The organism is Kocuria sp. KKT182 (assembly GCF_055635395.1).
Map to the genome: position 1 here is coordinate 1,899,333 of NZ_CM145757.1, position 22,244 is coordinate 1,921,576.

The window sequence follows — 22,244 nt, forward strand, 5'->3', positions numbered from 1 at the left end:
CGCAGGGGGGCCCGTGGTGTCCACGGGCCCCCCTGGTCGTGCCACCTCCTGCGTCAGGGGGCGTCGGTGCACCGGGCCAGCACGGCCTGCGTGAACTGCTCCGTGCTCGCCGTCCCGCCGAGGTCCCCGGTCAGGGTGCCGCCGGCCATGGTCTGCTCGAAGGAGGACTCCAGGTGCCGGGCCGCCCCGGTCTCCCCGAGGTGGTCCAGCATCATGGCTGCCGCCCACATCGTGCCCACGGGGTTGGCGATGCCCTGTCCGGCGATGTCGGGGGCGGAGCCGTGCACCGGCTCGAACATGGACGGGTGGGTCTTCTCCGGGTTCAGGTTCGCGCTGGGGGCGACACCGATCGAGCCGGCGGCCCCGGCGGCGAGGTCGGAGAGGATGTCGCCGAAGAGGTTGGAGGCGACGATCACGTCGACGCTCCGCGGCTTGAGGACCATCCGGGCGGCCAGCGCGTCGATGAGGACCTTCTCGACCGTCACGCCCGGGTACTCGGCGACCGTGGCCTCCACGACCTCGTCCCAGAACGGCATGGTGTGGATGATGCCGTTGGACTTCGTGGCCGAGACCAGCCGGCCTGTGCGGCGCTGGGCCAGCTCGGCGGCGTAGCGGGCGATCCGGGTGACGCCGGCGCGGGTGAACACGGACTCCTGGACGGCCATCTCCTCGGGCCGGCCGCGGTAGAGCCGGCCGCCGACCTCGGAGTACTCGCCCTCGATGTTCTCGCGGACGACGACGAGGTCCAGCTCGTCGAGCCCGCGCAGGGGCGAGGTCACGCCCGGGAGGATCCGGATCGGCCGGAGGTTGACGTACTGGTGGAACTCGCGGCGGATGGGGATCAGCAGGCCCCACAGGGTGACGTCGTCGGGGATGTCCGGGGCGCCCACCGCCCCGAGCAGGACGCCGTCGCCGGAGGCGAGCTGCTCGATGCCGTCGACGGGCATCATCCGGGAGTGGGCCCGGTAGTGGTCGGAGCCCCACCCCCGCTCGCGCCAGTCGACGGTGAAGCCGTGCGCCTGCGCCAGCGCGTCGACGCAGCGCAGCGCGGACGGCATGACCTCCTGGCCGATGCCGTCACCGGCGATCACGTCGATGGTGTAGTGCCGTGTCCTCGTCACCAGGTCCTCCGCAGCGTCGTGGGCGCGGGAAAGGCGGGCGCCTTCCGCGCATGGCGCAGATCATAGCGCCCCGGCCGGCCCGCCCGGGGTGCGGGCGGCGCCGCCCCGGGCCGGCGGTTGGCGCGGGGCGGCCCCGGGCAGCACAATGGGAGGCAGCCATCCCGAGCGGCCGAGGGACCTGGACCGACGACGCCGCAGCAACCGTGGTCGACGTCGCAGACCGCACGGTGCTACCGCCAGGACCGATGGGGCACCGCACCCCCGGCACCCCCGCCGGGACCCTCCTGACGCCCGGGACCGTCCAGCGGCACCACTCGCACGAGGAGCTTCCCCATGGCCGACCACCAGTTCGGGTTCCGCACCCGCGCCCTGCACGCCGGGGGCACCCCCGACGCCGAGCACGGCGCCCGCGCGGTCCCGATCTACCAGACCACCTCGTTCGTCTTCAAGGACGCCGACGACGCCGCCAACCTGTTCGCCCTGCAGAAGTACGGCAACATCTACTCCCGCATCGGCAACCCGACCGTCGCGGCGTTCGAGGAGCGCGTCGCGTCCCTCGAGGGCGGCATCGGCGCCGTGGCCACCGCCTCCGGCATGTCCGCCGAGTTCCTCGTATTCGCCGCGCTCGCCCAGGCCGGGGACCACATCGTGGCCTCCGCCCAGCTCTACGGGGGCACGGTCACCCAGCTGGACGTCACCCTGCGCCGTTTCGGGATCGAGACCACGTTCGTCCCCGGCACCGACCCCGCCGACTACCGGGCGGCGGTGCGCCCGGGCACCAAGGCCGTCTACACGGAGGTCGTGGCCAACCCCTCCGGCGACGTCGCGGACCTGGAGGGCCTGGCGGCGGTCGCGCACGAGGCCGGCGTGCCGCTGGTCGTCGACTCGACCATGACCCCGCCGTACCTGGTCCGCCCGATCGAGCACGGGGCGGACATCGTCATCCACTCGGCCACCAAGTTCCTGGGCGGGCACGGCACCACGCTGGGCGGCGTCGTCGTCGAGTCCGGCCGCTTCGACTGGGCGAACGGCAACTTCCCGTCCATGACGGAGCCGGTGCCCACGTACAACGACGTCACCTGGTGGGGGAACTTCGGGGAGTACGGATTCCTGACCCGGCTGCGCACCGAGCAGCTGCGGGACATCGGCCCCGCCCTGGCGCCCCAGTCCGCCTGGAACCTGCTCCAGGGCGTGGAGACGCTGCCGCAGCGCATGGACGCGCACCTGGCCAACGCGCGGGCCGTCGCGCGGTGGCTGGAGGAGGACCCCCGGGTCTCCTACGTCAACTGGGCCGGGCTGCCGAGCCACCCCCATCACGAGCGGGCCCGGCGGTACCTGCCCCTCGGCCCGGGCTCCGTGTTCGCGTTCGGGGTCTCCCCCACGGAGCGGCTCGGAGGGCGGGAGGTCGGGGCGCGCTTCATCGAGAACCTGCAGCTGGCCAGCCACCTCGCCAACATCGGGGACGCCCGCACCCTCGTCCTGCACCCCGCCTCCACCACGCACCAGCAGCTGAGCGCCGAGCAGCTGGTCGGCGCGGGGGTGCGGGAGGACCTCATCCGCCTGTCGGTGGGCCTCGAGGACGTCGAGGACATCCTCTGGGACCTCGACCAGGCCCTCACGGCGGCCACCGGCCTGCCCCGGGAGACCCCCGGCCGCGCGGCCGGCGCCCCGGCCGGCGCCACCGCTGCTGCCGACGCCGACGTCACGACCGAAGGAGCGCTCCGATGACCGCCGAGACCCGCACGTGGACTGGGCCGAGCGCGCCCGAGCGGCTGAGCATCCTGCACGGCACCGAGTCGATCGCCGTCGTGGGCGCGTCCGACAAGCCGTCCCGCGCCTCCTACTTCGTCTCGACCTACCTGCTGTCCTCCTCGCCGTACCGGGTGTACTTCGTCAACCCGGCGCTGCGGGAGATCATGGGCCGGCCCGTCTACCCGTCCCTCGCGGACCTGCCGGAGACGCCCGACGTCGTCGACGCGTTCCGGCGCCACGACGACCTCCCCGGCGTGGCCCACGAGGCCGTGGCCGTCGGGGCGAGGACCCTGTGGCTGCAGCTGGGGTCCTGGCACGAGGAGGCCGCCCGGATCGCCGAGGAGGGCGGGCTCTCCGTGGTCATGGACCGCTGCCTGAAGATCGAGCACGCCCGCTTCCACGGCGGGCTCCACCTGGCCGGCTTCAACACCGGGGTCATCTCGTCGAAGCGCCAGGTCCTGTCCTGAACGCGGAACGGCTCCGTGCGCCCTGAGGCGCACGGAGCCGTTCCGCGACCGGCGAGGGTGCGGCCGCTACACGCGCTCGACGACGAACGCCACGTCCGTGTTCAGGCTCTGGCTGACCACGCAGTACCGCTCGGTCGACTTGGCCAGCCGCTGGAGGGTGGCGTCGTCGGCGTCGGTGTCGAGGCGGACAGTGAGGACGACGTCCTGGACCCCCACGGCCACGGACCGGTCCAGGCCCAGCGTCCCGCGGGCGTCGAACATGCCCTCCGCGCGGAGCTCGGCCGACCGGATCGGCACGCCCATGGCCGTCGCCACGCTGCGCAGGGTCACGCCCGCGCAGGCCGCGAGCGCGTCGAGGAGCATGTCCCCGGAGCAGGCGTCGCTGCCGTCACCGCCGGTGGCGGCGTGCAGGCCGGCCCGCACCGGCCCGGCCCACGAGTCGACGGTGGTCGTGAGCCCGGTGTCGCGGAAGTCGCCGCGGGCGTGCAGGGGTGTGCGGGCCTCCTCGGGGTGCTCCCGGTAGCGATCCTTGAGGGGGGCCTGCAGCTGCCGCAGGGCCGAGGCGTCGATGTCCGTACGAGATTCCATGACCTCACTGTAGAGGGGCCGGGGCGGGGGCCGCCACGCGGTCCCGGCCCCGGCCTGCTGCTCCGTGCCCGTCAGCGGGTCCTCGTGGGCTTCTGCGCCAGCTCGTCCCAGTAGCCGCGGGTGGTCACCACGTCGGTGCCGTCCCACGCGCCGAGCCCGGACAGGCCCGGGACGTCGCCGCTGTGGAAGATCGGCTCGAGGCCCTGCTTGCGCTGGGCCTCGTAGTTCCGGAGCACCCGGACGGCCACGCCGGCGAGCAGCACCAGGGCCACCAGGTTGATGGTGGCCATGACCGCCATGAACAGGTCGGCCAGGGACCAGACGAGGTCCAGGGCCAGCACGGCGCCGCCGAAGACGAACACCAGCACGAGCACGCGGTAGGCGGTCATCGCCGCGGGCGAGCCCGTGAGGAAGCGGACGTTGGACTCGCCGTAGTAGTAGTTGCCGATCACGGAGGTGAACGCGAACAGGAAGATCGCCACGGTCAGGAAGTGCACCGCCCAGTTGCCCAGCTGCAGGGCCAGCGCGGACTGGGTCAGGGACGCGCCCTCCCGGCCGCCGAACTCGGGGTTGGAGAGGAGCACGATGAACGCGGTGATCGAGCAGATCAGCCAGGTGTCGAAGTACACGCCGAGCGCCTGCAGGAAGCCCTGCTTCGCCGGGTGGGACACGGACGCGGTGGCGCCGGCGTTGGGGGCCGACCCCATGCCGGCCTCGTTGGAGAACAGGCCGCGCTTCATGCCCTGGATGATGACGCCGATCAGCCCGCCGGTGACGAACTCGCGGATGCCGAAGGCCCCCTCGAGGATCTGGCCGAGCACGGCGGGGACCTCGCCGAGGTTCAGGAAGACCACGAGCAGGCCCAGCAGGAGGTAGAGCACCGCCATGATCGGGACGACGATCTCGGAGACCGCGGAGATCCGGCGGATGCCGCCGAAGATGATCGCGGCGGTCAGCCCCACGAGCACGGCGCCGACCAGGATCCGGAACCACAGGGCCTCCGCCGCCGCGATGTCCACGCCCAGGGAGCCGCCGAGCGCGTCCACGATCGAGTTGGACTGCACGGAGTTGAACACGAACCCGTAGGTAAAGGTGATGACGACCGCGAAGAGCAGCCCCATCCAGCGGGCGCCGAGGCCGCGCTCCATGTAGTAGGCGGGCCCGCCCACGTAGCCGGTGGGCGCCTTGATCTTGTAGAGCTGGCCCAGCAGGGACTCCGTGAACGCGCTGGCCGCGCCGATGCCGGCGATCACCCACATCCAGAACACGGCGCCCGGCCCGCCCAGGCTGATGGCGATCGCGACGCCGGCGATGTTGCCGGTGCCCACCCGGGACGCGGCGGAGACGGTGAAGGCCCGGAACGCGGAGATGCCCTTCTGGCCGTCCTCGGCCAGACCGGGCTTGTCGTTGAGCACCCGGAACATCTCCGGGACCAGCCGCAGCTGCACGACGCCGGTGCGGACGGTCAGGTAGAGGCCCACCCCGATGAGGATGGCGAAGACCACGTTCCACACCCAGCCGCCGAGGGTGCCCACGAGATCGGTGACGAGTTCCATTGCAGCTCCGAACTGTGACGGACGCGGGTCCCCGGCGTGGGGTCTGCGGGGCCCGCGTGAAAGACCGGGCGCAGCGGTTGCGCGCCCCGACGGAACTCTAGTGGAAGTGACCCGCGTCTCGGTGCCCCGCGGGCCCCGGGATCGCGGCCGGAGGGGGTCAGATCACGCGCACGGCGCCCTTGTCCGCGGAGGTGACCATCGAGGCGTAGGCGCGCAGGGCCTTGGAGACCTGGCGCTCGCGCGGCTTCGTGGGGTACCACGGGGCCGGCCCCCTGGCCTGCCGCCGGGCGGCCAGCGTCGCGTCGTCCACGTTCACGCGCAGCACGCGCCGGGCGACGTCGATCTCGATCTCGTCGCCGGTCTCGATGAGGCCCACGGCGCCGCCGGCGGCGGCCTCCGGGGAGATGTGCCCGATCGAGAGGCCGGAGGTGCCGCCGGAGAAGCGGCCGTCGGTGATGAGCGCGCACTCCCGGCCGAGGCCGAGGCCCTTGAGGTAGGAGGTCGGGTAGAGCATCTCCTGCATGCCCGGACCGCCCTTGGGGCCCTCGTGGGTGATGACCACGATGTCGCCGGGCTCCACGTTCTTGGACAGGATCTCGAAGACGGCCTCGTCCTGGGACTCGACCACGAAGGCCCTCCCCACGAAGTGGAACAGCTCCTCGTCGATGCCGGCGGTCTTGATGACCGCCCCGTCCTCGGCGATGTTGCCGTAGAGGATCGCCAGGCCGCCGTCCCGTGTGTAGGCGTGCTCCACCGAGCGGATGCAGCCGTCCTCGCCGTCGAGGTCGAGGGACTCGAACGTGTTGGCCGTGGAGAACGCCTGCGTGGTGCGCACGCCGCCGGGCGCGGCGTGGAAGAGCGCCCGGGCGCGCTCCGAGGACCGGCCGCTGCGGACGTCCCACTCGTCCAGCCAGGTGGCCAGGTCCGGGGCGTGCACCGCGTGCACGTCCTCGTTGAGCAGGCCCGCGCGGCGCAGCTCGCCGAGGAGCGCGGGGATCCCGCCGGCGCGGTGCACGTGCTCGATGTGGAACCGGGTGGAGTTCGGCGCGACCTTGCACAGGCAGGGCACCCGGCGGGACAGGGCGTCGATGTCCGGGAGGGTGAAGTCGACCTCGCCCTCCTGGGCCGCGGCGAGGATGTGCAGGATCGTGTTGGTGGACCCGCCCATGGCGATGTCCAGGGCCATGGCGTTCTCGAACGCGGCCTTGGTGGCGATGTTGCGCGGGAGCACGGACTCGTCGTCCTGCTCGTAGTACCGGCAGCACAGGTCCACCACCCGGCGGCCGGCCTCGAGGAAGAGCTCCTTGCGGGCCACCTGGGTGGCCAGCGTGGTGCCGTTGCCGGGCAGGGACAGGCCGAGGGCCTCGGTGAGGCAGTTCATGGAGTTGGCGGTGAACATGCCCGAGCAGGACCCGCAGGTGGGGCAGGCGTTGCGCTCGATCTGGCCCAGCTGCTCGTCGGTGACGGACTCGTCGACGGCCATGGACATCGCGTCCACGAGGTCCAGACGGTGCTCCACGACGCCCTCGACGGCCTCGCCGGACTCCATGGGCCCGCCGGAGACGAAGACCACCGGGATGTTCAGCCGCAGCGCGGCCAGCAGCATGCCCGGCGTGATCTTGTCGCAGTTGGAGATGCAGACCAGGGCGTCGGCCCGGTGGGCGTTGACCATGTACTCCACGGAGTCCGCGATGATGTCGCGGGAGGGCAGGGAGTAGAGCATCCCGTCGTGGCCCATCGCGATGCCGTCGTCGACCGCGATGGTGTTGAACTCCTTGGCCACGCCCCCCGCCTCCCGGATCGCGGAGGCCACGAGGTCGCCCATGTCCTTGAGGTGCACGTGGCCCGGCACGAACTGCGTGTAGGAGTTCGCGATCGCGACGATCGGCTTCCCGAAGTCGTCGTCGCCCATGCCGGTGGCGCGCCACAGGGCGCGGGCGCCGGCCATGTTGCGGCCGTGGGTCGAGGTGCGGGAGCGGAGGTGGGGCATGGCGGAGCTGGGTCTCCTCGGTCGGGGATGTCCGGTGGCGGGGCGGGCGGCGCACGGGCCGTGGGGCACCCGGGCCGGCCGCCGGCGGTCCGCCGTCCAGAATACGCTTTTCGACCGCAACGTCCTGGTGGGCGGACTCGCGTCTCACGATGTGACCGTCGCTCCGCGCCGCCTCCTACACTGGGGCCAGCCGCGCAGCCCCCAGGAGGAGCCGACCATGAGCCACCACCCGACGCCCCCACGGCCGGACGACGGCGCCGCGTTCAGCGTGGACCTGCGCGAGGCCCTCGATCCCCTGGTGATGGCCCTGGACGTCGGCTCCACGGGCAGCCGGGGCGGTCTGCACGACGCCACGGGGACCCCCGTGCGGGGCTACCGGCACAAGATCGAGCACGAGTTCACCACCGCGGCGGACGGGACCTCCGTGATCGACCCCGACCAGGTGACGGAGGAGCTCGCGGCGGTCCTCGACCTCGTCCTGGCCGACCCCGCACTGGCCGGCCGGGTCGCGGGCGTCGCCCTGGACACCTTCGCGTCCTCACTGGTCGGCGTCGGGACCGACGGCGCCGCGGTCACCACGTGCTTCACCTACGCCGACTCCCGGTGCGCCGAGCAGCTGGCCGGGCTGCGCGGCGAGCTCGACGAGCCCGCCGCCCTGCAGCGCACGGGCGCCCGCCTGCACACCTCGTACCTGGCCCCGCGGCTGCGGTGGCTCCGGGAGACGGACCCGGAGGCGTGGGAGCGGGCCCGGCGGTGGATGTCCCTGGGCGAGTACGTGCACCTGCGCCTGCTGGGCACCGCGCGCGCCGGGACCGCCACGGCCGCGTGGACCGGGATGCTGGACCGCCGCACGGGCCGGTGGGACGAGCCCCTGCTCCTGGCCTGCGGGCTGGACGCGGAGCAGTTCAACCCGCTCGCCGACCCGCACGAGCCGATCCCGGACGTCGCCGCGTCCGTGGCCGAGCGCTGGCCGGTCCTCGAGGGCGCGGCGTGGTTCGCGCCGGTGGCCGACGGGCTGAGCGCGAACCTCGGCACGGGCGGCACCGACGCCTCGACGATGGTCGTCTCCACCGCCACCTCGGGGGCCGCGCGCGTGCTGCTGCACCGGATCCCCGAGCGGGTGCCGCCGGGGCTGTGGTGCTACCGCGTGGACGGGGCACGGTGCCTGCTGGGCGGCGCCCTCAACGACGTCGGCCGGGCGCTCGCCTGGCTCGAGCGCACGGTGACCCTGCCGGAGAGCACCACGCTCGCGGACGTCGCCGCCGCGGACGTGTCCGGAACCACCCCCGTGGTCCTGCCGTTCTTCACGGGCGAGCGCTCGACGGGCTGGGCCGGCGGCGCCCGGGCGGTGTTCGCCGGCGTCTCGGCCTCCAGCACCGGGGCCGACCTGGCCCGCGGGGTGCTCGAGGGCGTCGCGGTCTCGTACGCCCGGGTGGCCGAGCAGCTCGAGGACGCCGCCGGCGGCGTGGACCGCGTGGTGGCCTCCGGCAGCGCGTCGCAGGACGTGCCGGAGCTGCTGCAGCTGCTCGCCGACGCCCTCGGCAAGCCGGTGGCGCGGGCCGAGTTCAAGCGGGCGACCCTGCGCGGCACCGCCCTGCTCGCCCTCGAGAGCCTCGCCCCGGACGTGGAGCGGGCCTCCCCGCCCTGCGGGCCGGAGCACCGGCCGGTGCCCGGACGCGCGGAGCACTACCGCACCGCGCGCGCCCGCTTCGAGGAGCTCTACGGGGCGGTCGTCGGCTCCTGACCCGGCCGGGCGGCTCGGCGTCGCCTGGGTGCCGACCGGGTGTTCCCTCACACTCGGACACAATGGTGTACCTCCGCTAATACCGTGGTCCCGGCACGGCCGCTTTCCTACCGTGGAGCCTGTGGGTGCGGGTGCGCGCTTCCTCCGGAGTTCGAGCACCCTGCTTCCGCACCCCCTACCCCCGCACCCCGCACCGCACGGAAGGAACCACGATGGAGGACTCCCTGGGCCGGGAACAAGCCGTCGGACTGCACCAGGCGCTCGAGCGGGCGTCGATCGGGCACCGCCGGCTCTGGGTCCGCTACCTGTACCTGGGCGGGACGGCCGACGAGCTCGAGGTCAGCGCGTACCTGCACCAGTGCCTGGACCTGCCGGTCCGCGAGCGGGACCTGCTGAGCTGGGCGGCCAACACCCTCCTCGACCGCCGGTACCACCCGCGCGTGCCCTCGAGCGCCGACTTCCTGCGCCACGGCACCGGCCGCGGCGCCCCGGAGCGCACCGCCTGAGCACACGCTCCCCGGCCGCCGCGGCACGGATCCAGCGGCACGGAGCCGGCGGCGCGGGCCGAGGCCCGCTCAGCCCGCGCCGACGAGCAGCAGGGTCGCCCCGAACACCAGGCCCGAGACCACGAGCACCACGGTGGTGTAGCCCAGGATGTCGCGGATCTTGAGCCCGGCGATGGCCAGCAGCGGCAGCGCCCAGAACGGCTGGATCATGTTGGTCCACTGGTCGCCGTAGGAGATCGCCATGATCACCACGGCCGGGTCCACGTCGAGGCGGGCGCCGGCGTCCAGCAGGATCGGGGCCTGCACGGCCACCTGCCCGCCGCCGGAGGGGACGAAGAAGTTCACGAGCCCCGCCGAGAGGAACGCGAGCAGCCCCAGCGTCTGGGGCGTGGCGACGGCCACGACCGAGTCGGAGAGCACCTGGATCAGGCCGGTCGCCGCCATCATCCCCATGATCCCGGCGTAGAGCGGGAACTGCAGGAGGATGTCGCCCACGTTCGCGGCGGCGTTCTTGATCAGCGCCATGACCTCGAAGGCATTGCGCGCGAGCAGGAAGATCAGGCCCAGGAACATCCAGTTCACGACGTCGAGCGTCACCGTCCCGCCCTCGGCGAAGTGCAGCACCAGGTAGCCGGCGAGCGCCAGTCCCACGACCAGGGTGGGGACCCGGCTGGCGTCGAGCCGGTCGGCGGGGGTGACGACCTCCTCCTCGGTGACCGTCTGCTCCGAGGCGGCGAGGGCGGCGGCGGTCATCCGGTGGGCGGGGTCCACGACCCGGGGCGCGATGAGCCACAGGGCCAGCGCGACGAGGACCACGGTGGCGACGACGGCGGTGAGGTTCCAGGCGGAGAACGTGGTCTCGGTGATGGGCACGGTGCGTCCGAGCTGCTCCTCGATGAAGGAGCCGGGGGTGGCCGCGGTGAGCGGCCCGGACCCGGAGTAGCCCATGTGCCAGACCACGAACCCGGAGAACCCGGAGGCCACGAGCATCGGGAAGCTCAGCTCCAGGCCGCGGCGGTCCCCCGCGGCGGCGACGTCGCGGGCGAGCAGGGCGCCGACGACGAGGCCGAGCCCCCACGTGATGAGGGAGGCGGCCGCCGCCACCAGGAACACGAACACGTACGCCTGGAGGGGCGTCCGGGGCACCTGAGCCAGGGCGCCGAGCAGCCGGCGCACGGGACGGGTGTTGGCGAGGGCGTGCCCCAGCAGCAGGATCAGCGCCATCTGCGTCATGAACGCGAGCAGCCCGGCGAGCCCCTCGCCCCAGCCGCGCAGCACGTCGGCGGGTCCGGCGTCGGTGAGCAGCAGGGCCATGAGCCCGACGGCGACGCTCAGCAGGATGGCGAAGTTCAGCGCGGACGGGATGTACTTCTCGACGACCGAGTTGACGGGCCGCATCGCCCGGGCGATCGCGGGTTCACGGGTGCCGGTGCTCATGGCGGGGACTCCTGCTGTCGGCGGGCGCGCGGGCGACCACGCCCTCCCCCGCCGGCCGCGGCGCGGCGGGCTCGGCGGGGGTGATCGTGGTCATCGGCGGGGACGGGACCAGTATTCAGGTGGCGGGCAGGATCGTGGCGGTGCACTCGCCGAGGTCGATGACGGAGCCGCCGGGGCCGGGCGCGGTGCCGGTGAGGGTCACGCTCTGGCCGTCGGCCAGGAACGTCATCTCGGTGCCCCCGGGCAGGGCGAACGGCTCCTTGCCGCCCCAGGAGAGCTCCAGGAAGGACCCGCGCTGGTCCTTCTCCGGCCCGGAGACGGTGCCGGAGCCGAAGAAGTCCCCCGGGCGCAGGGACGCGCCGTTGACGCTCATGTGCGCGACCATCTGGGGTGCGGTCCAGTACAGGGTGGACGCCGGGGGGTGCGAGACGGTCCGGCCGTCCACGCTCACGCCCAGGGTGATGTCCAGCCCCCACGGCTCCTTGCCCTCGTCGTCGAGGTAGGGGGCGAGCTCGTGCTCGCGCGCCGGGGGCGCCACGCGGGCCGCGGACAGGGCCTGCCAGGGCACGACCCACAGCGAGATCGAGGACGCGAAGGACTTGCCCAGGTAGGGGCCCAGGGGGACGTACTCGTAGGCCTGGATGTCGCGGGCGGACCAGTCGTTGAACAGCACCACGCCGAAGAGGTGCTCGGCGGCCGCCTGCTCGAGGGAGACCTCCCCGGCCGGGGCCGCCCCGCCGAGGACGAAGCCGAGCTCCGCCTCGATGTCCAGGCGGCGGGAAGGGCCGAAGCTGGGCGGCCCGTCCTGCTCGGGGCGCAGGCCCTTGGGCCGGGGGAAGTCCTTGCCGGAGGGGATCACGGTGCCGGCGCGGCCGTGGTAGCCCACGGGCAGGTGCTTCCAGTTGGGCAGCAGCGGGGCCTGGTCCGGACGGAACATCTTCCCCACGTTGGAGGCGTGGTGCTCGGAGGCGTAGTAGTCGACGTAGTCGGCCACCGTGAACGGCATGTGCAGGGTGATCCCGTCCACCGGGTGGGAGGCCTGCTCCACCGTGTCCGCGAGCCCGTCGGCGGTCACGACCTCCACCAGCCAGGCCCGCAGCGCGGTCCAGGTCCCGTGGCCGGCCGCGAGCAGCGCGTCCAGGTTCGGGGCCGACACCGCCGTGCGCGCGGCGTCGTCGAGCCCCTCCACCGTGGCGGCCAGGGCGGCGACGTCGATCGCCCGGTCCCCCAGGCGCACCCCCAGGCGCGGGTCCCCGCCGGTGGGCGAGAAGGAGGCGTAGGGCAGGTTCTCGGGGCCGAAGCCCTCGGCGGCGAAACGGTCGGCGGCGGTGCTCACGGGGTGGATCTCCTTGGACGTGGGGGGACGGTGGCGACGGCGGCGCCCTCCCGCCCCGGTGGTCCCGGGGGGGAGGGCGCCGTGTCAGGTGAGGCCGTGCGGGAAGAGGCCGAGGCGCTCGAGGCTCGCGGCGGGCTCGTCCACGCTGCACGTCCCGAAGGACGTGAAGGACCCGCGCCAGGACCCGTCGGAGGCCCGGGCGAGCTCGACGAGCGGTGCCGGGTCGGTCTCGGTGAGCAGCCGGGCCACCCGCTCGGCGGGCTCGTGGTCGCGGGCGGCCTCGGTGGCCATCGCGATGTTGAGGAAGCCGTGGTGGGTGAACCCCGTGGCGGGGTCCGTGTACCGCACGGCCTCGTGCAGGCCGGCGGTGAGCTTGAACGGGATCCGGGCGGCCACGGCCTCGGTGAGCACCGCGGCCAGCTGCTCGGGGCTGGGGAACAGGTGCGCCTCGATCCCGCCGGTGCGGTGCTTGAGGCGCAGCCCGGTGCCCTCCAGCAGCTCCAGCGCCCCGCCGCGGACCTGGTCCGCGGTCAGCTCCACGTAGACCGGGACGTCCTGCACCCGGGCCGCCTCGGTGATCTGCGCCTGCCAGGCGTCGGTGTCCGACGGGTCGGTCCTGAGCTCGACCGAGACGACCCGCAGCTCGGGCCCGGTCTGCTCGACGGCGTCCAGTGCGGCCTGCAGCTGCCCGGTTGGCGTCACGACGGAGACCTCGACCGCCCGGCCGCCGCGGTCCAGGCCGGCGGCGATGCGCCGGGCCTCCGGCAGGTCGTCGAGCTTCAGCACGGCCGGACCCACGGCGGCGACGAGCGGGTCCGCCCACCGCGCCACGTAGTCCGTGACCGCCTTCTCCAGCGGGGCGAGTCCCGGTGGGAAGGTCGCGGCGTCGTCGAAGAACGCAACGAACTGGGCCGGGACGCGCCGCTCGGCGGTCCCCGTGGTCGGGGCGGCGCTCACGAGTTCGACCAGAGCCCGCCGGTCCACTCCCGGCCGGGGGTCCAGGACGTGACGTACTTGCCGTCGTCGCCGGCCAGGCCTGCCTCGCCCAGCTCCAGCGGGGCGAAGGTGTCGACCATGACGGCGGTCTCGTCGAAGTACTCCACGCCCAGGGACTTCTCGATCGCCCCGGGCTGCGGGCCGTGCGGGTGCCCGCCCGGGTGCAGGGAGATCGACCCCCTGCCGATGCCCGAGCCCTTGCGCGCCTCGTAGTCCCCGTCCACGTAGAACATGACCTCGTCCGAGTCCACGTTCGAGTGGTAGTAGGGCACCGGGACGGCCAGCTCGTGATAGTCGACCTTCCGCGGCACGAAGTTGCAGATCACGAAGTTGCGCCCCTCGAAGACCTGGTGCACGGGCGGCGGCTGGTGCACCTTGCCGGTGATCGGCATGTAGTCCTTGATGTTGAAGGTGTACGGGTAGAGGCACCCGTCCCAGCCCACCACGTCGAAGGGGTGCTGCGGCAGGACGTGGACCGTCCCGTCCAGGCCGGAGGGGCCGCGGCCGCGGTGCTTGACGTAGACGTCCACGTCGGTCTCGTCCCGCAGGAGCACGCCGGAGGGACCGTGCAGGTCTCGCTCGCAGTAGGGGGCGTGCTCGAGCAGCTGCCCGTACTTGGAGAGGTAGCGGTGCGGCGGGGTGATGTGGGAGTTCGCCTCCACGAAGTAGAGCCGGGCCGTCTCGCCCTCCCGCAGCACCCAGCGGTGGATCGTGGCGCGCGGGATCATGACGTAGTCGCCCTCGACGGCCTCGAGCGGGCCGAACTGGGTCTCCACCAGGGCGGAGCCGCGCTCCACGTAGACGCACTCGTCGCCCACGGCGTTCTTGTACAGCGGGGAGGTCTTCCCCACCCAGGCGTAGGAGAGCCGCACGTCCGCGTTGCCCATCACCAGCCGGCGGCCGGTCACCGCGTCGGTCCCGGCGGCCTGCTCCTCGGTGAACAGCTCGTGCAGCTTCAGGTGCCGCGGCAGCAGGGGGTCGTTGGGGGTCAGGGTCTGGTCGGGCAGCTCCCAGCCGCGGGTCCCGACGATCGCCGAGGGGATGTGCCGGTGGTAGAGCAGCGACGAGTCGGAGGAGAAGCCCTCCTCGCCCATGAGCTCCTCGTAGAGGATCCTGCCCTCGTCGTCCTTGAACAGGGTGTGACGCTGCCGGGGCACCGGGCCCAGCTGCCGGTAGTAGGCCATGGCCGTCTCCTTGCGTGTGGCGGTCTGTGATCCAGCTCTCCCCCAGATAGTAAAGCGTTGTACTATATGGGGCAACCCCTCCCCTAGAATCGACGCCATGCCCCTCGCCGACCGCACCGAGCCCCCAGCGACGCCCACCCGGGCGTCCACCGAGGCGTCCACCGCCGCCGCGCTGCCCGACTACTGGTCCTTCGTCCAGGCCGCCCAGCGCCGGATCTCCGAGGAGTTCCCCGACGCCGACCTCGCGGCCAACCGGGTGTTCCTCTCGCTCAACCGGTCCTCGTCCACCGCGGTCTACGACTTCGAGTCGTCGATCCACCGCCCCGCCGGCGGAACCTGGTCGAGCTTCCGGCTGCTCCTGGCCCTCTGGGTGGCCGGTCCCCTCAACCCCCACGAGGCCGCCCGCCTCACGGGGATGAGCCGCGCGGCGGTCTCCAACCTGACGGGCACGCTGGTCGGCAAGGACCTGCTCCGGCGCGAGGCCTCTGCCGCCGACGGCCGGTCCGTGACCCTGCACCTCACCGAGGCCGGGCAGGAGAAGATCCGCACGGCGTTCCGGGCCCAGAACGACCGGGAGAGCCAGTGGGCCGAGGCCCTCACCGAGGAGGAGCAGCACACGCTCGTGACGCTGCTGGAGAAGCTCATGGAGCAGCGCGAGCGGATCGGCGCCCGCGCCCGCAAGTAGCCCCGCGGGCGGAGCACCGCCGGGACCGCAGATCACCCCCTCGCCGGATGACCCGCTGGGGCCCGGGTGACCACGATTTTTCGTGGTCACGCGGGCCGTCCGCCGGAGCGACCTCCTCCGGATCCGGCAGGGGGTGTACGCGACACCGTCCTGGTGGCGGGACCTGGGAGCGGAGGGACGGCTGCGGCAGATGCACGCCGCCCTGGCCCTGCGCGCCGCCAGTGCCCCGGTGTTCGGGCACTCCTCGGCGGCCCTGCTCCACGGCCTGGACCTGCTGCACCGACCGGCGGCACCGCACGTCGTCTCTCCGCCCGGCCGCGGTTCCCGGAACAACCGGACCTGCGTCCACCACTGGGCCGAGCTGCCGCCGGAGCACGTCGTCCGAGTGGGCGGGCTGCTGGCCACGTCCGTGCCCCGCACCGTGCTGGACTGCGCGTCCACCCTGCCCCTCCGCGAGGCGGTGGTGACCGCCGACCACGCCCTCCGCCGGGGCACCGAGCGCGCGGAACTCCTCGCCCTGCTCGAGCGCCGCGCCGGCGCGCCGGGGTGCCGCCGGGCCCGGCGGGTGCTCGACCTCGCCGACGGTCGCTCCGAGTCGCCCGGCGAGACGCTGACCCGGCTGGTGCTGCTTCGCGCGCGACTGCCCCGGCCGGAGCTGCAGGTGCGCATCCGGACGCCGCGCGGCCTGTATCGCGGGGACTTCGGGTGGCGGGCGCAGCGCCTGCTCCTGGAGTTCGACGGCGACACCGAGTACTACGACCACGGCCCCACCGACCGGGTCCTCGTGCAGGAGCGGCGGCGGGAGAAGGACCTCGCCAACGCCGGGTGGCGGATCCTGCGGACGGACTGGGCCACCGTGGTGCACCGGCCGGACGACCTGGTGGCTCTCGTGCGCCGGGAGCTCGCCGCGCGTGACCGCAGGATCATCGAATGACCCGCGGGGGCCCGGGTGACCACGAAAAATCGTGGTCACCCGGGCCCCCGCGGGTCAGCGGAGGGGGCGGGGGTCAGTCGCGGTAGAGCAGCAGCGCCTCGCCCTGGCCGCCGCCGCCGCACAGCGAGACCGCGGCCCGGCCGGAGCCCCGGCGGGAGAGCTCGAACGCCGCGTGCAGCGCCAACCGGGCCCCGGAGGCGCCGATCGGGTGCCCGACGGCCACAGCGCCGCCGTGGATGTTGGCCTTCTCCACCGAGTAGTCGAGGTCGCGCAGGGACTGGATCAGCACGGACGCGAACGCCTCGTTGATCTCGATGAAGTCCAGGTCCTGCACGGACCAGCCGGCCCGCTCGAGCGCGGCCTCGATCGCCCGGGACGGCTGGGAGTGCAGCGAGGTGTCGGGGCCGGCCACCTGGCCCGGGGCACCGACCACGGCCAGGTACTCGAGGCCGTGGCGCTCGGCGTACTCCCGGCTGGTCAGGACCACGGCGGCCGCGCCGTCCGAGAGCGGCGAGGAGTTGCCGGCGGTGATCGTGCCGTCCTTCGCGAACGCGGGGCGCAGCCTCGCCATGGACTCCGCGCTGGAGTCGGGGCGCACGCCCTGGTCGGTGTCGACGACGAGCGGGTCGCCCTTGCGCTGCGGGACGGACACGGGGGCGATCTCGTCGCGGAAGACGCCCTCCTCCGCGGCGCGGGCCGCGCGCTGGTGGCTCAGGGCAGCGACCTGGTCCTGCTCCTCGCGGGAGATCGAGCGATCGCTGTTGCCGGACTCGGTGAGCGAGCCCATGGACACGCACGCGGCGACGTCGACGAGCCCGTCCTTGGCCACCGCGTCCTCGAGCTTGAAGTCGCCGTAGCTCTTGCCCTGCCGCACGCCCATCGCGAGGTGCGGGGCGTTGGTCATGGACTCCTGGCCGCCGGCCACGACGATCTCGGCCTCGCCCGCGCGGATCATCCGGGCGGCGTTGGTGATGGCCACGAGCCCGGAGAGGCAGACCTTGTTGACGGTCTCGGCGGGCACGCTCAGCGGGATGCCCGCGGTGACGGCCGCCTGGCGGGCCGGGTTCTGCCCGGCGCCGGCCTGCAGGACGTGGCCCATGAGCACGTAGTCCACCTGCTCGGGGGCGATCCCGCCGCGCTCGAGCGCGGCCCGGATGGCGTGGGCGCCCAGCTCGGCCGCGGTGAAGGACGCCAGGTGGCCCAGGATCTTGCCCTGGGGCGTGCGGGCGCCGGACAGGACGACGACGTCGGTGGCGGTGCTCATCGGTTCTCCTCAGCGCCGCCGGCGGCGGCGGTCTCGGTGGGGACGGTGTCGGGGGTGACGTCCTGCAGGTCCGTGCGGAAGGACGCCTCGGTCTTCTCGCGGATCTCGTCCTCGGTGACCCCGGGGGCGAGGCTGCGCAGCACGAGCCCGCCGTCCTCGACGTCGAACACGCACAGGTCCGTGACGATGCGGTCGACCACGCGCACCCCGGTGAGCGGGAGATCGCACTCGGTCTTGATCTTGGCGGAGCCGTCCTTGGTGACGTGCTCGGTCAGCACGACGACGCGCGGGGTGCCGGCCACCAGGTCCATGGCGCCGCCCATCCCCTTGACCATCTTGCCGGGGATCATCCAGTTGGCGAGGTCACCGGTGCCGGAGACCTGCATGGCGCCGAGGATCGCGATCTTGACGTGGCCGCCGCGGATCATCCCGAAGGACGTGGCGGAGTCGAAGATGGAGGCCCCGGGCAGCAGTGTGATGGTCTGCTTGCCGGCGTTGATGAGGTCCGGGTCCTCGTCGCCCTCGTAGGGGAACGGGCCCATGCCGAGCACGCCGTTCTCGGACTGCAGCACCACGTCGACGCCCTCGGGCAGGTTGTTGGCCACGAGGGTGGGGATGCCGATGCCGAGGTTGACGTAGTCGCCGTCGGAGAGCTCGACGGCGGCGATCGCCGCCATCTCGTCGCGGGTCCAGCTCATGCCTGGTCTCCGTTCTGCTGGGCGGCCCGCCCGGCGGGGCGGGGGCGGACGGTGCGCTGCTCGATGTCCTTGGGCGCGCCGCTGTACTGCGCGACGTGCTGGACGTAGACGCCCGGGGTCACGATGTGGTCGGGGTGGATCTCGCCGACCGCCACGACGTGCTCGACCTCGGCGAAGGTGACCTTCCCGGCGGTCGCGACGATCGGGTTGAAGTTGCGCGCGGTGTAGCGGTAGACGAGGTTGCCGTCGGCGTCCCCGGTGTGGGCGTGGACCAGGGCGATGTCGGCGACGATGCCGCGCTCCTGCACGTAGGTCTCGCCGTCGAACTCGGCGTGCGGCTTGCCCTCGGCCACGAGGGTGCCGACCCCGGTCTTCGTGTAGAAGGCGGGGATGCCCGCGCCGCCGGCTCGGAGCCGCTCGGCGAGGGTGCCCTGGGGGTTGAACTCGACCTCGAGCTCGCCGTCCAGGTACTGCTGGGCGAACAGCTTGTTCTCGCCCACGTAGGAGGCGAGGACCTTCTTCACCTGGCGGTTCTCGAGCAGGACCCCGAGGCCCTTGCCGTCCACGCCCATGTTGTTGGAGACCACCGTGAGGTCCGTGACCCCGGAGTCCCGCACCGCGTCGATGAGATCCCGGGGGATCCCGCTCAGCCCGAACCCGCCCACGGCGAGCGTCATGCCGTCCCGCAGGCTCTCCGCCAGCAGCTCGGCGGCGTTGTCTCTGACCTTGGACACCCTTGTCCCTTCCTCTCGTCGGACTGTGACCCAGCACTCAATCTAGGGAGCCTCCACATGCCGGTCAACAGATCCGGCGGCACGACGGCGCTTCTCCTCAGCATCCGGCCATTCGTCCCCTGACTGTCCATATAGTGGAGTCATGGGACAGGAGCGGACGACGGGCCAGGGGACCCAGGTGGTCCACCGGGTGGGGCAGCTGCTGCGGGCCGTCGCGGGGCGGGAACGGGGCAGCACGGTGGCGGAGCTCGCCGCCGAGACCGGGCTGACCCGCCCCACTGTGCACCGGCTGCTCACGGGACTGGCCGAGGAGGGCCTCGTGGACCGCGACGCCGGGACCGGGGCCTGGCAGCTGGGCCCCGAGCTGTACGTGCTGGGCGCGGTGGCGGCCCACCGCTATCCGATCCGGGAGCTGGCCGGGCCCTCGCTGCGCCGGCTCGCGGAGGCCACCGGCGAGAGTGCGTTCCTCTCGGTCCGCCGCGGGCTGGAGACGGTCTGCCTGGCGCGCGTGGAGGGCGCCTTCCCCATCCGCTCCCACGTCCTCTACGAGGGGCTGCGGCTGCCGCTCGGCGTGGCCTCGGCGGGGCTGGCGGTCCTGGCCCACCTCCCGGACGCGGAGGTGGACCGGGTCCTCGCGGCCACGGCCGGGGCCCGCGCCGAGTGGGGCCCGCTGCACACGCCCGAGCGGATCCGGGAGCTGCTCGCGGACGTCCGGCGGGAGGGCTTCGCCGTGAACCCGGGGCTGATCGTCGAGGGCAGCTGGGGCATGGCCGCCGCGGTCTTCGACGCGACGGGCGCGCCGGTCTACGCGCTGAGCCTCACGGGCATCGAGCCCCGGTTCAGCGGCGAGCGCCGGCAGCTCCTGGGCCGGGCCCTGCTCACGGAGGCCCACCGGCTCTCCCGGGAGCTGGGTCACCGCTGAGCGGCCCGGGGCGGGCTCAGCGCGCCGTCCAGCCGCCGTCCATCGTGTAGGAGGCCCCGGTGACCATGGACGCGTGCGGTCCGGCCAGCCACGCGACCAGGCTGCCGACGTCCTCCGGGTCCACGAGCTTCTTGATCGGCGTCTCGCCGAGCATGATCCGCTCCACCACCTCGGACTCGGGGATCCCGTGCACCCTCGCCTGGTCGGCGATCTGCTTCTCGACGAGCGGGGTGCGCACGTAGCCGGGGTTGATGCAGTTGCTCGTCACCCCGTGGGCCGCGCCCTCCACCGCGACGGTCTTGGACAGCCCCTCCAGGCCGTGCTTCGCCGAGACGTAGGCGCTCTTGTAGGGGGACGCCCGCAGCCCGTGCACGGAGGAGACGTTGATGACGCGCCCCCAGCCCCGCTCGTACATGTGCGGCAGCGCGGCGCGCACCAGCAGGAACGGGGACTCCAGCATCAGCACCAGGATCCGGTGGAAGTCCGCGGGGTCGAACTCCTGGAGGGGGGCGACCTTCTGGATGCCGGCGTTGTTGACCAGCACGTCGACCTCGAGGCTCAGCTCGGCGAGCGCCGCGGTGTCGAGCAGGTCGACGGCCCACGCGCGGCCGCCGAGCTCGTCCGCGACGCGCTGCGCCCCGGCCTCGTCGACGTCGGCCACGACCACGTGCGCGCCGGAGCCGGCGAGGGCCCGGGCGGCGGCCAGGCCGATGCCGCTCGCGCCACCGGTGACGAGCGCCGTGCGGCCCTCGAGGTCCTGCTGCTGGGGCGTCTGGGACATGGGGGTCCTTCCTGTGGTCCGTCGTGCCCGCGGGGTGAGGGGCACAGATCACCGCCACGGTATGTGATCCAGGCCATGTTCGCGAAGGACAGCTCCGCCCGGGAGTGCGCGCCGGGTCGCGTCACACGGCGTCATGTCCGTCATCCGGGCGCCGAATGGCGCAGCGCGCACGGGTGCGCTTGGATGACAGGGTCACCATCCAGAGCGGCCGAGAGATCTGGCTCGACGACGCCGCAGCAACCCGGGCGACGGCATCCCCGTCCCGCCTCCGGTGCTACCGCCAGGACCGATGGAAAGGACGCACGACCCATGCTGCGAAGCGCCGACCGCATCCGCACGACCCACGCCGGGTCCCTCCCGCGCACCCCGGCGCTGCTCGAGGCCAACCGGGCGAAGGGGGCCGTCCCGGAGGCGGAGTACGACCGGCTCCTGCAGGACTCGGTGGTCGACGTGGTCCGCCGACAGCGCGAGCTCGGGATCGACGTGGTCAACGACGGCGAGTACGGCCACGTCATGGCCGCGGAGGTCGACTACGGCGCGTGGTGGCACTACGTCTTCGCCCGGATCTCGGGCCTCACCCCCGGCGACGTGGACCTGTGGGAGCAGGAGCCGCAGCGCTCCTCGCCCGGCAGGGTGGTCCTGACGAGCTTCGGGGACCGCCGGGACCGCCGGCTCTTCCACGAGGCGTACGCGGACCCCTCCTCGGGCATCACCACGGGCAAGCAGGCGCCGTTCCCGAAGATCACCGGGAAGCTGGAGTACACGGGCCACGCGGCGCTGGAGGCGGACATCCGCAACCTCAAGGCCGGGCTGCAGGCCACGGGCGCGAGCGAGGGCTACCTCGCCGCGCTGTCCCCGGGCTCGTGCGCGCGGCTGGAGAACACCCACTACGCGGACGAGGACGAGGTGCTGACCGCCTGCGCCGAGGTGATGCGCGAGGAGTACCGGGCGATCACCGACGCCGGGCTGATCGTGCAGATCGACGACCCGTCCATCGCGGAGAACTGGGACCAGGTCAATCCCGAGCCCGGCGTGGAGGACTACCTCGCGTTCACCCGCAAGCGGGTCGAGGCCCTCAACTACGCCCTCGAGGGCATCCCGGAGGAGCAGGTGCGCTTCCACCTGTGCTGGGGCTCCTGGCACGGCCCGCACACCACGGACCTCGGGTTCGAGCACCTGGTGGAGCTCATGCTCTCCATCAGGGCCGGCGGCTACAGCTTCGAGGCCGCCAACGCCCGGCACGAGCACGAGTGGAAGGTCTGGCAGGACCACGAGCTGCCCGAGGGCAAGATCATCATCCCGGGGATCGTCTCCCACGCCACCAACGTGGTGGAGCACCCGGAGCTGGTGGCCGACCGGATCGAGCGCTTCGCCCGCCAGGTGGGCCGCGAGAACGTGATCGCCTCGACCGACTGCGGCCTGGGCGGGCGGATCCACCCGCAGATCGCCGCGGCGAAGCTCGAGACCCTCGCCCGCGGGGCCGAGCTCGCCTCCCGCCGGCTCTGGTCCTGACCGGCCCCCGACCTTCCCGCAGACCCTCAGGAGGACA

Annotated in this window: 20 protein-coding genes and 1 riboswitch; of the genes, 8 read left to right on the forward strand and 12 right to left on the reverse strand. The window is 73.1% G+C overall.

The features are described 5' to 3' along the window. Window positions 1-53 precede the first annotated feature (53 nt). The gene (locus ACZ2G1_RS08780) at window positions 54-1,121 is read right to left on the reverse strand and encodes a tartrate dehydrogenase (RefSeq protein ID WP_109242965.1); all 1,068 of its coding nucleotides are present in this window, start codon (window positions 1,119-1,121) and stop codon (window positions 54-56) included. A gap of 333 nt (window positions 1,122-1,454) precedes the next feature. Here ACZ2G1_RS08780 and ACZ2G1_RS08785 point away from each other — a divergent pair, with 333 nt between their 5' ends. Together ACZ2G1_RS08785 and ACZ2G1_RS08790 are read left to right on the forward strand one after the other, a co-directional pair. Further along, the gene (locus ACZ2G1_RS08785) at window positions 1,455-2,849 is read left to right on the forward strand and encodes an O-acetylhomoserine aminocarboxypropyltransferase/cysteine synthase family protein (protein ID WP_470377697.1); all 1,395 of its coding nucleotides are present in this window, start codon (window positions 1,455-1,457) and stop codon (window positions 2,847-2,849) included. Then, entirely contained in the window at window positions 2,846-3,340 is a 495-nt protein-coding gene (locus ACZ2G1_RS08790; protein WP_017833126.1) for a CoA-binding protein, read from the forward strand. The genes ACZ2G1_RS08785 and ACZ2G1_RS08790 overlap by 4 nt, the downstream gene beginning before the upstream one ends. 66 nt (window positions 3,341-3,406) lie before the next feature. Here ACZ2G1_RS08790 and ACZ2G1_RS08795 read toward each other — a convergent pair whose 3' ends face one another. The 3 genes from ACZ2G1_RS08795 to ilvD form a co-directional block, all read right to left on the reverse strand. Continuing rightward, the gene (locus ACZ2G1_RS08795) at window positions 3,407-3,928 is read right to left on the reverse strand and encodes an OsmC family protein (protein ID WP_470377698.1); all 522 of its coding nucleotides are present in this window, start codon (window positions 3,926-3,928) and stop codon (window positions 3,407-3,409) included. Between the two features lie 71 nt (window positions 3,929-3,999). Beyond that, entirely contained in the window at window positions 4,000-5,484 is a 1,485-nt protein-coding gene (locus ACZ2G1_RS08800; protein WP_017833124.1) for an alanine/glycine:cation symporter family protein, read from the reverse strand. Window positions 5,485-5,641: 157 nt separating this feature from the next. Beyond that, a complete protein-coding gene (ilvD, locus tag ACZ2G1_RS08805; RefSeq protein WP_035927896.1) occupies window positions 5,642-7,474 on the reverse strand; it encodes a dihydroxy-acid dehydratase in 1,833 nt (610 codons plus the stop codon). Window positions 7,475-7,691: 217 nt separating this feature from the next. Between ilvD and ACZ2G1_RS08810 the strand changes: the two genes are divergently transcribed. Both ACZ2G1_RS08810 and ACZ2G1_RS08815 read left to right on the forward strand, forming a co-directional pair. Beyond that, a complete protein-coding gene (locus ACZ2G1_RS08810; RefSeq protein WP_368827498.1) occupies window positions 7,692-9,218 on the forward strand; it encodes a gluconokinase in 1,527 nt (508 codons plus the stop codon). Between the two features lie 212 nt (window positions 9,219-9,430). Next, window positions 9,431-9,724 carry a hypothetical protein gene (locus ACZ2G1_RS08815; protein ID WP_052132987.1) on the forward strand — a complete coding sequence of 98 codons (294 nt, stop codon included), beginning with the start codon at window positions 9,431-9,433 and terminating at the stop codon, window positions 9,722-9,724. A 69-nt stretch (window positions 9,725-9,793) separates the two neighbouring features. Here ACZ2G1_RS08815 and ACZ2G1_RS08820 read toward each other — a convergent pair whose 3' ends face one another. The 4 genes from ACZ2G1_RS08820 to ACZ2G1_RS08835 form a co-directional block, all read right to left on the reverse strand. Next, complete coding sequence (locus tag ACZ2G1_RS08820) at window positions 9,794-11,161, reverse strand: short-chain fatty acid transporter (protein ID WP_017833120.1); 1,368 nt, start codon at window positions 11,159-11,161, stop codon at window positions 9,794-9,796. Between the two features lie 115 nt (window positions 11,162-11,276). Next, a complete protein-coding gene (gene fahA, locus ACZ2G1_RS08825) occupies window positions 11,277-12,497 on the reverse strand; it encodes a fumarylacetoacetase (protein WP_017833119.1) in 1,221 nt (406 codons plus the stop codon). Window positions 12,498-12,581: 84 nt separating this feature from the next. Beyond that, on the reverse strand, window positions 12,582-13,454 hold the full coding sequence (locus tag ACZ2G1_RS08830; RefSeq protein ID WP_470377699.1) for a hypothetical protein: 873 nt from the start codon (window positions 13,452-13,454) through the stop codon (window positions 12,582-12,584). After that, window positions 13,451-14,677: a homogentisate 1,2-dioxygenase gene (locus ACZ2G1_RS08835; protein ID WP_017833117.1), complete on the reverse strand. Its 1,227-nt coding sequence runs from the start codon at window positions 14,675-14,677 to the stop codon at window positions 13,451-13,453. Before ACZ2G1_RS08835 ends, ACZ2G1_RS08830 begins: the two co-directional genes overlap by 4 nt. Window positions 14,678-14,774: 97 nt before the next feature. Between ACZ2G1_RS08835 and ACZ2G1_RS08840 the strand changes: the two genes are divergently transcribed. Together ACZ2G1_RS08840 and ACZ2G1_RS08845 are read left to right on the forward strand one after the other, a co-directional pair. Further along, window positions 14,775-15,362, forward strand: a complete 588-nt coding sequence (locus tag ACZ2G1_RS08840) for a MarR family winged helix-turn-helix transcriptional regulator (protein WP_176337346.1) — start codon at window positions 14,775-14,777, stop codon at window positions 15,360-15,362. Between the two features lie 133 nt (window positions 15,363-15,495). Continuing rightward, the gene (locus ACZ2G1_RS08845; RefSeq protein ID WP_470377700.1) at window positions 15,496-16,296 is read left to right on the forward strand and encodes a type IV toxin-antitoxin system AbiEi family antitoxin domain-containing protein; all 801 of its coding nucleotides are present in this window, start codon (window positions 15,496-15,498) and stop codon (window positions 16,294-16,296) included. A gap of 73 nt (window positions 16,297-16,369) precedes the next feature. Here the strand turns inward: ACZ2G1_RS08845 and ACZ2G1_RS08850 are convergent, their stop codons facing one another. The 3 genes from ACZ2G1_RS08850 to ACZ2G1_RS08860 are packed head-to-tail and all read right to left on the reverse strand — an operon-like array spanning window position 16,370 to window position 18,992. Then, a complete protein-coding gene (locus tag ACZ2G1_RS08850; RefSeq protein WP_017833115.1) occupies window positions 16,370-17,560 on the reverse strand; it encodes an acetyl-CoA C-acetyltransferase in 1,191 nt (396 codons plus the stop codon). After that, window positions 17,557-18,258 carry a CoA transferase subunit B gene (locus tag ACZ2G1_RS08855; protein ID WP_115163072.1) on the reverse strand — a complete coding sequence of 234 codons (702 nt, stop codon included), beginning with the start codon at window positions 18,256-18,258 and terminating at the stop codon, window positions 17,557-17,559. The genes ACZ2G1_RS08850 and ACZ2G1_RS08855 overlap by 4 nt, the downstream gene beginning before the upstream one ends. Further along, on the reverse strand, window positions 18,255-18,992 hold the full coding sequence (locus tag ACZ2G1_RS08860) for a CoA transferase subunit A (RefSeq protein WP_017833113.1): 738 nt from the start codon (window positions 18,990-18,992) through the stop codon (window positions 18,255-18,257). Before ACZ2G1_RS08860 ends, ACZ2G1_RS08855 begins: the two co-directional genes overlap by 4 nt. Before the next feature lie 142 nt (window positions 18,993-19,134). On the opposite strand from ACZ2G1_RS08860, the gene ACZ2G1_RS08865 reads away from it, so the two are divergent. After that, on the forward strand, window positions 19,135-19,914 hold the full coding sequence (locus ACZ2G1_RS08865; protein ID WP_035927930.1) for an IclR family transcriptional regulator: 780 nt from the start codon (window positions 19,135-19,137) through the stop codon (window positions 19,912-19,914). Window positions 19,915-19,930: 16 nt separating this feature from the next. On the opposite strand, the gene ACZ2G1_RS08870 is transcribed toward ACZ2G1_RS08865, so the two are convergent. Then, a complete protein-coding gene (locus ACZ2G1_RS08870) occupies window positions 19,931-20,695 on the reverse strand; it encodes a 3-hydroxybutyrate dehydrogenase (RefSeq protein ID WP_035927934.1) in 765 nt (254 codons plus the stop codon). 192 nt (window positions 20,696-20,887) lie between these two features. Beyond that, window positions 20,888-20,991, forward strand: a riboswitch (SAM riboswitch). 13 nt (window positions 20,992-21,004) lie between these two features. Here ACZ2G1_RS08870 and ACZ2G1_RS08875 point away from each other — a divergent pair. Then, entirely contained in the window at window positions 21,005-22,207 is a 1,203-nt protein-coding gene (locus ACZ2G1_RS08875) for a cobalamin-independent methionine synthase II family protein (protein WP_470377701.1), read from the forward strand. Window positions 22,208-22,244 lie beyond the last annotated feature (37 nt).

Excerpts from the sequence above, each read along its gene's own strand:
- ACZ2G1_RS08870 (WP_035927934.1), bottom strand. The coding sequence starts at position 20,695 with ATGTCCCAGACGCCCCAGCAGCAGGACCTCGAGGGCCGCACGGCGCTC.
- ACZ2G1_RS08785 (WP_470377697.1), top strand. The coding sequence starts at position 1,455 with ATGGCCGACCACCAGTTCGGGTTCCGCACCCGCGCCCTGCACGCCGGG.
- ilvD (WP_035927896.1), bottom strand. The coding sequence starts at position 7,474 with ATGCCCCACCTCCGCTCCCGCACCTCGACCCACGGCCGCAACATGGCC.
- ACZ2G1_RS08790 (WP_017833126.1), top strand. The coding sequence starts at position 2,846 with ATGACCGCCGAGACCCGCACGTGGACTGGGCCGAGCGCGCCCGAGCGG.
- ACZ2G1_RS08810 (WP_368827498.1), top strand. The coding sequence starts at position 7,692 with ATGAGCCACCACCCGACGCCCCCACGGCCGGACGACGGCGCCGCGTTC.
- ACZ2G1_RS08865 (WP_035927930.1), top strand. The coding sequence starts at position 19,135 with ATGGGACAGGAGCGGACGACGGGCCAGGGGACCCAGGTGGTCCACCGG.
- ACZ2G1_RS08840 (WP_176337346.1), top strand. The coding sequence starts at position 14,775 with ATGCCCCTCGCCGACCGCACCGAGCCCCCAGCGACGCCCACCCGGGCG.
- ACZ2G1_RS08800 (WP_017833124.1), bottom strand. The coding sequence starts at position 5,484 with ATGGAACTCGTCACCGATCTCGTGGGCACCCTCGGCGGCTGGGTGTGG.
- ACZ2G1_RS08820 (WP_017833120.1), bottom strand. The coding sequence starts at position 11,161 with ATGAGCACCGGCACCCGTGAACCCGCGATCGCCCGGGCGATGCGGCCC.
- ACZ2G1_RS08875 (WP_470377701.1), top strand. The coding sequence starts at position 21,005 with ATGCTGCGAAGCGCCGACCGCATCCGCACGACCCACGCCGGGTCCCTC.
- ACZ2G1_RS08850 (WP_017833115.1), bottom strand. The coding sequence starts at position 17,560 with ATGAGCACCGCCACCGACGTCGTCGTCCTGTCCGGCGCCCGCACGCCC.
- ACZ2G1_RS08835 (WP_017833117.1), bottom strand. The coding sequence starts at position 14,677 with ATGGCCTACTACCGGCAGCTGGGCCCGGTGCCCCGGCAGCGTCACACC.
- ACZ2G1_RS08855 (WP_115163072.1), bottom strand. The coding sequence starts at position 18,258 with ATGAGCTGGACCCGCGACGAGATGGCGGCGATCGCCGCCGTCGAGCTC.
- ACZ2G1_RS08795 (WP_470377698.1), bottom strand. The coding sequence starts at position 3,928 with ATGGAATCTCGTACGGACATCGACGCCTCGGCCCTGCGGCAGCTGCAG.
- ACZ2G1_RS08815 (WP_052132987.1), top strand. The coding sequence starts at position 9,431 with ATGGAGGACTCCCTGGGCCGGGAACAAGCCGTCGGACTGCACCAGGCG.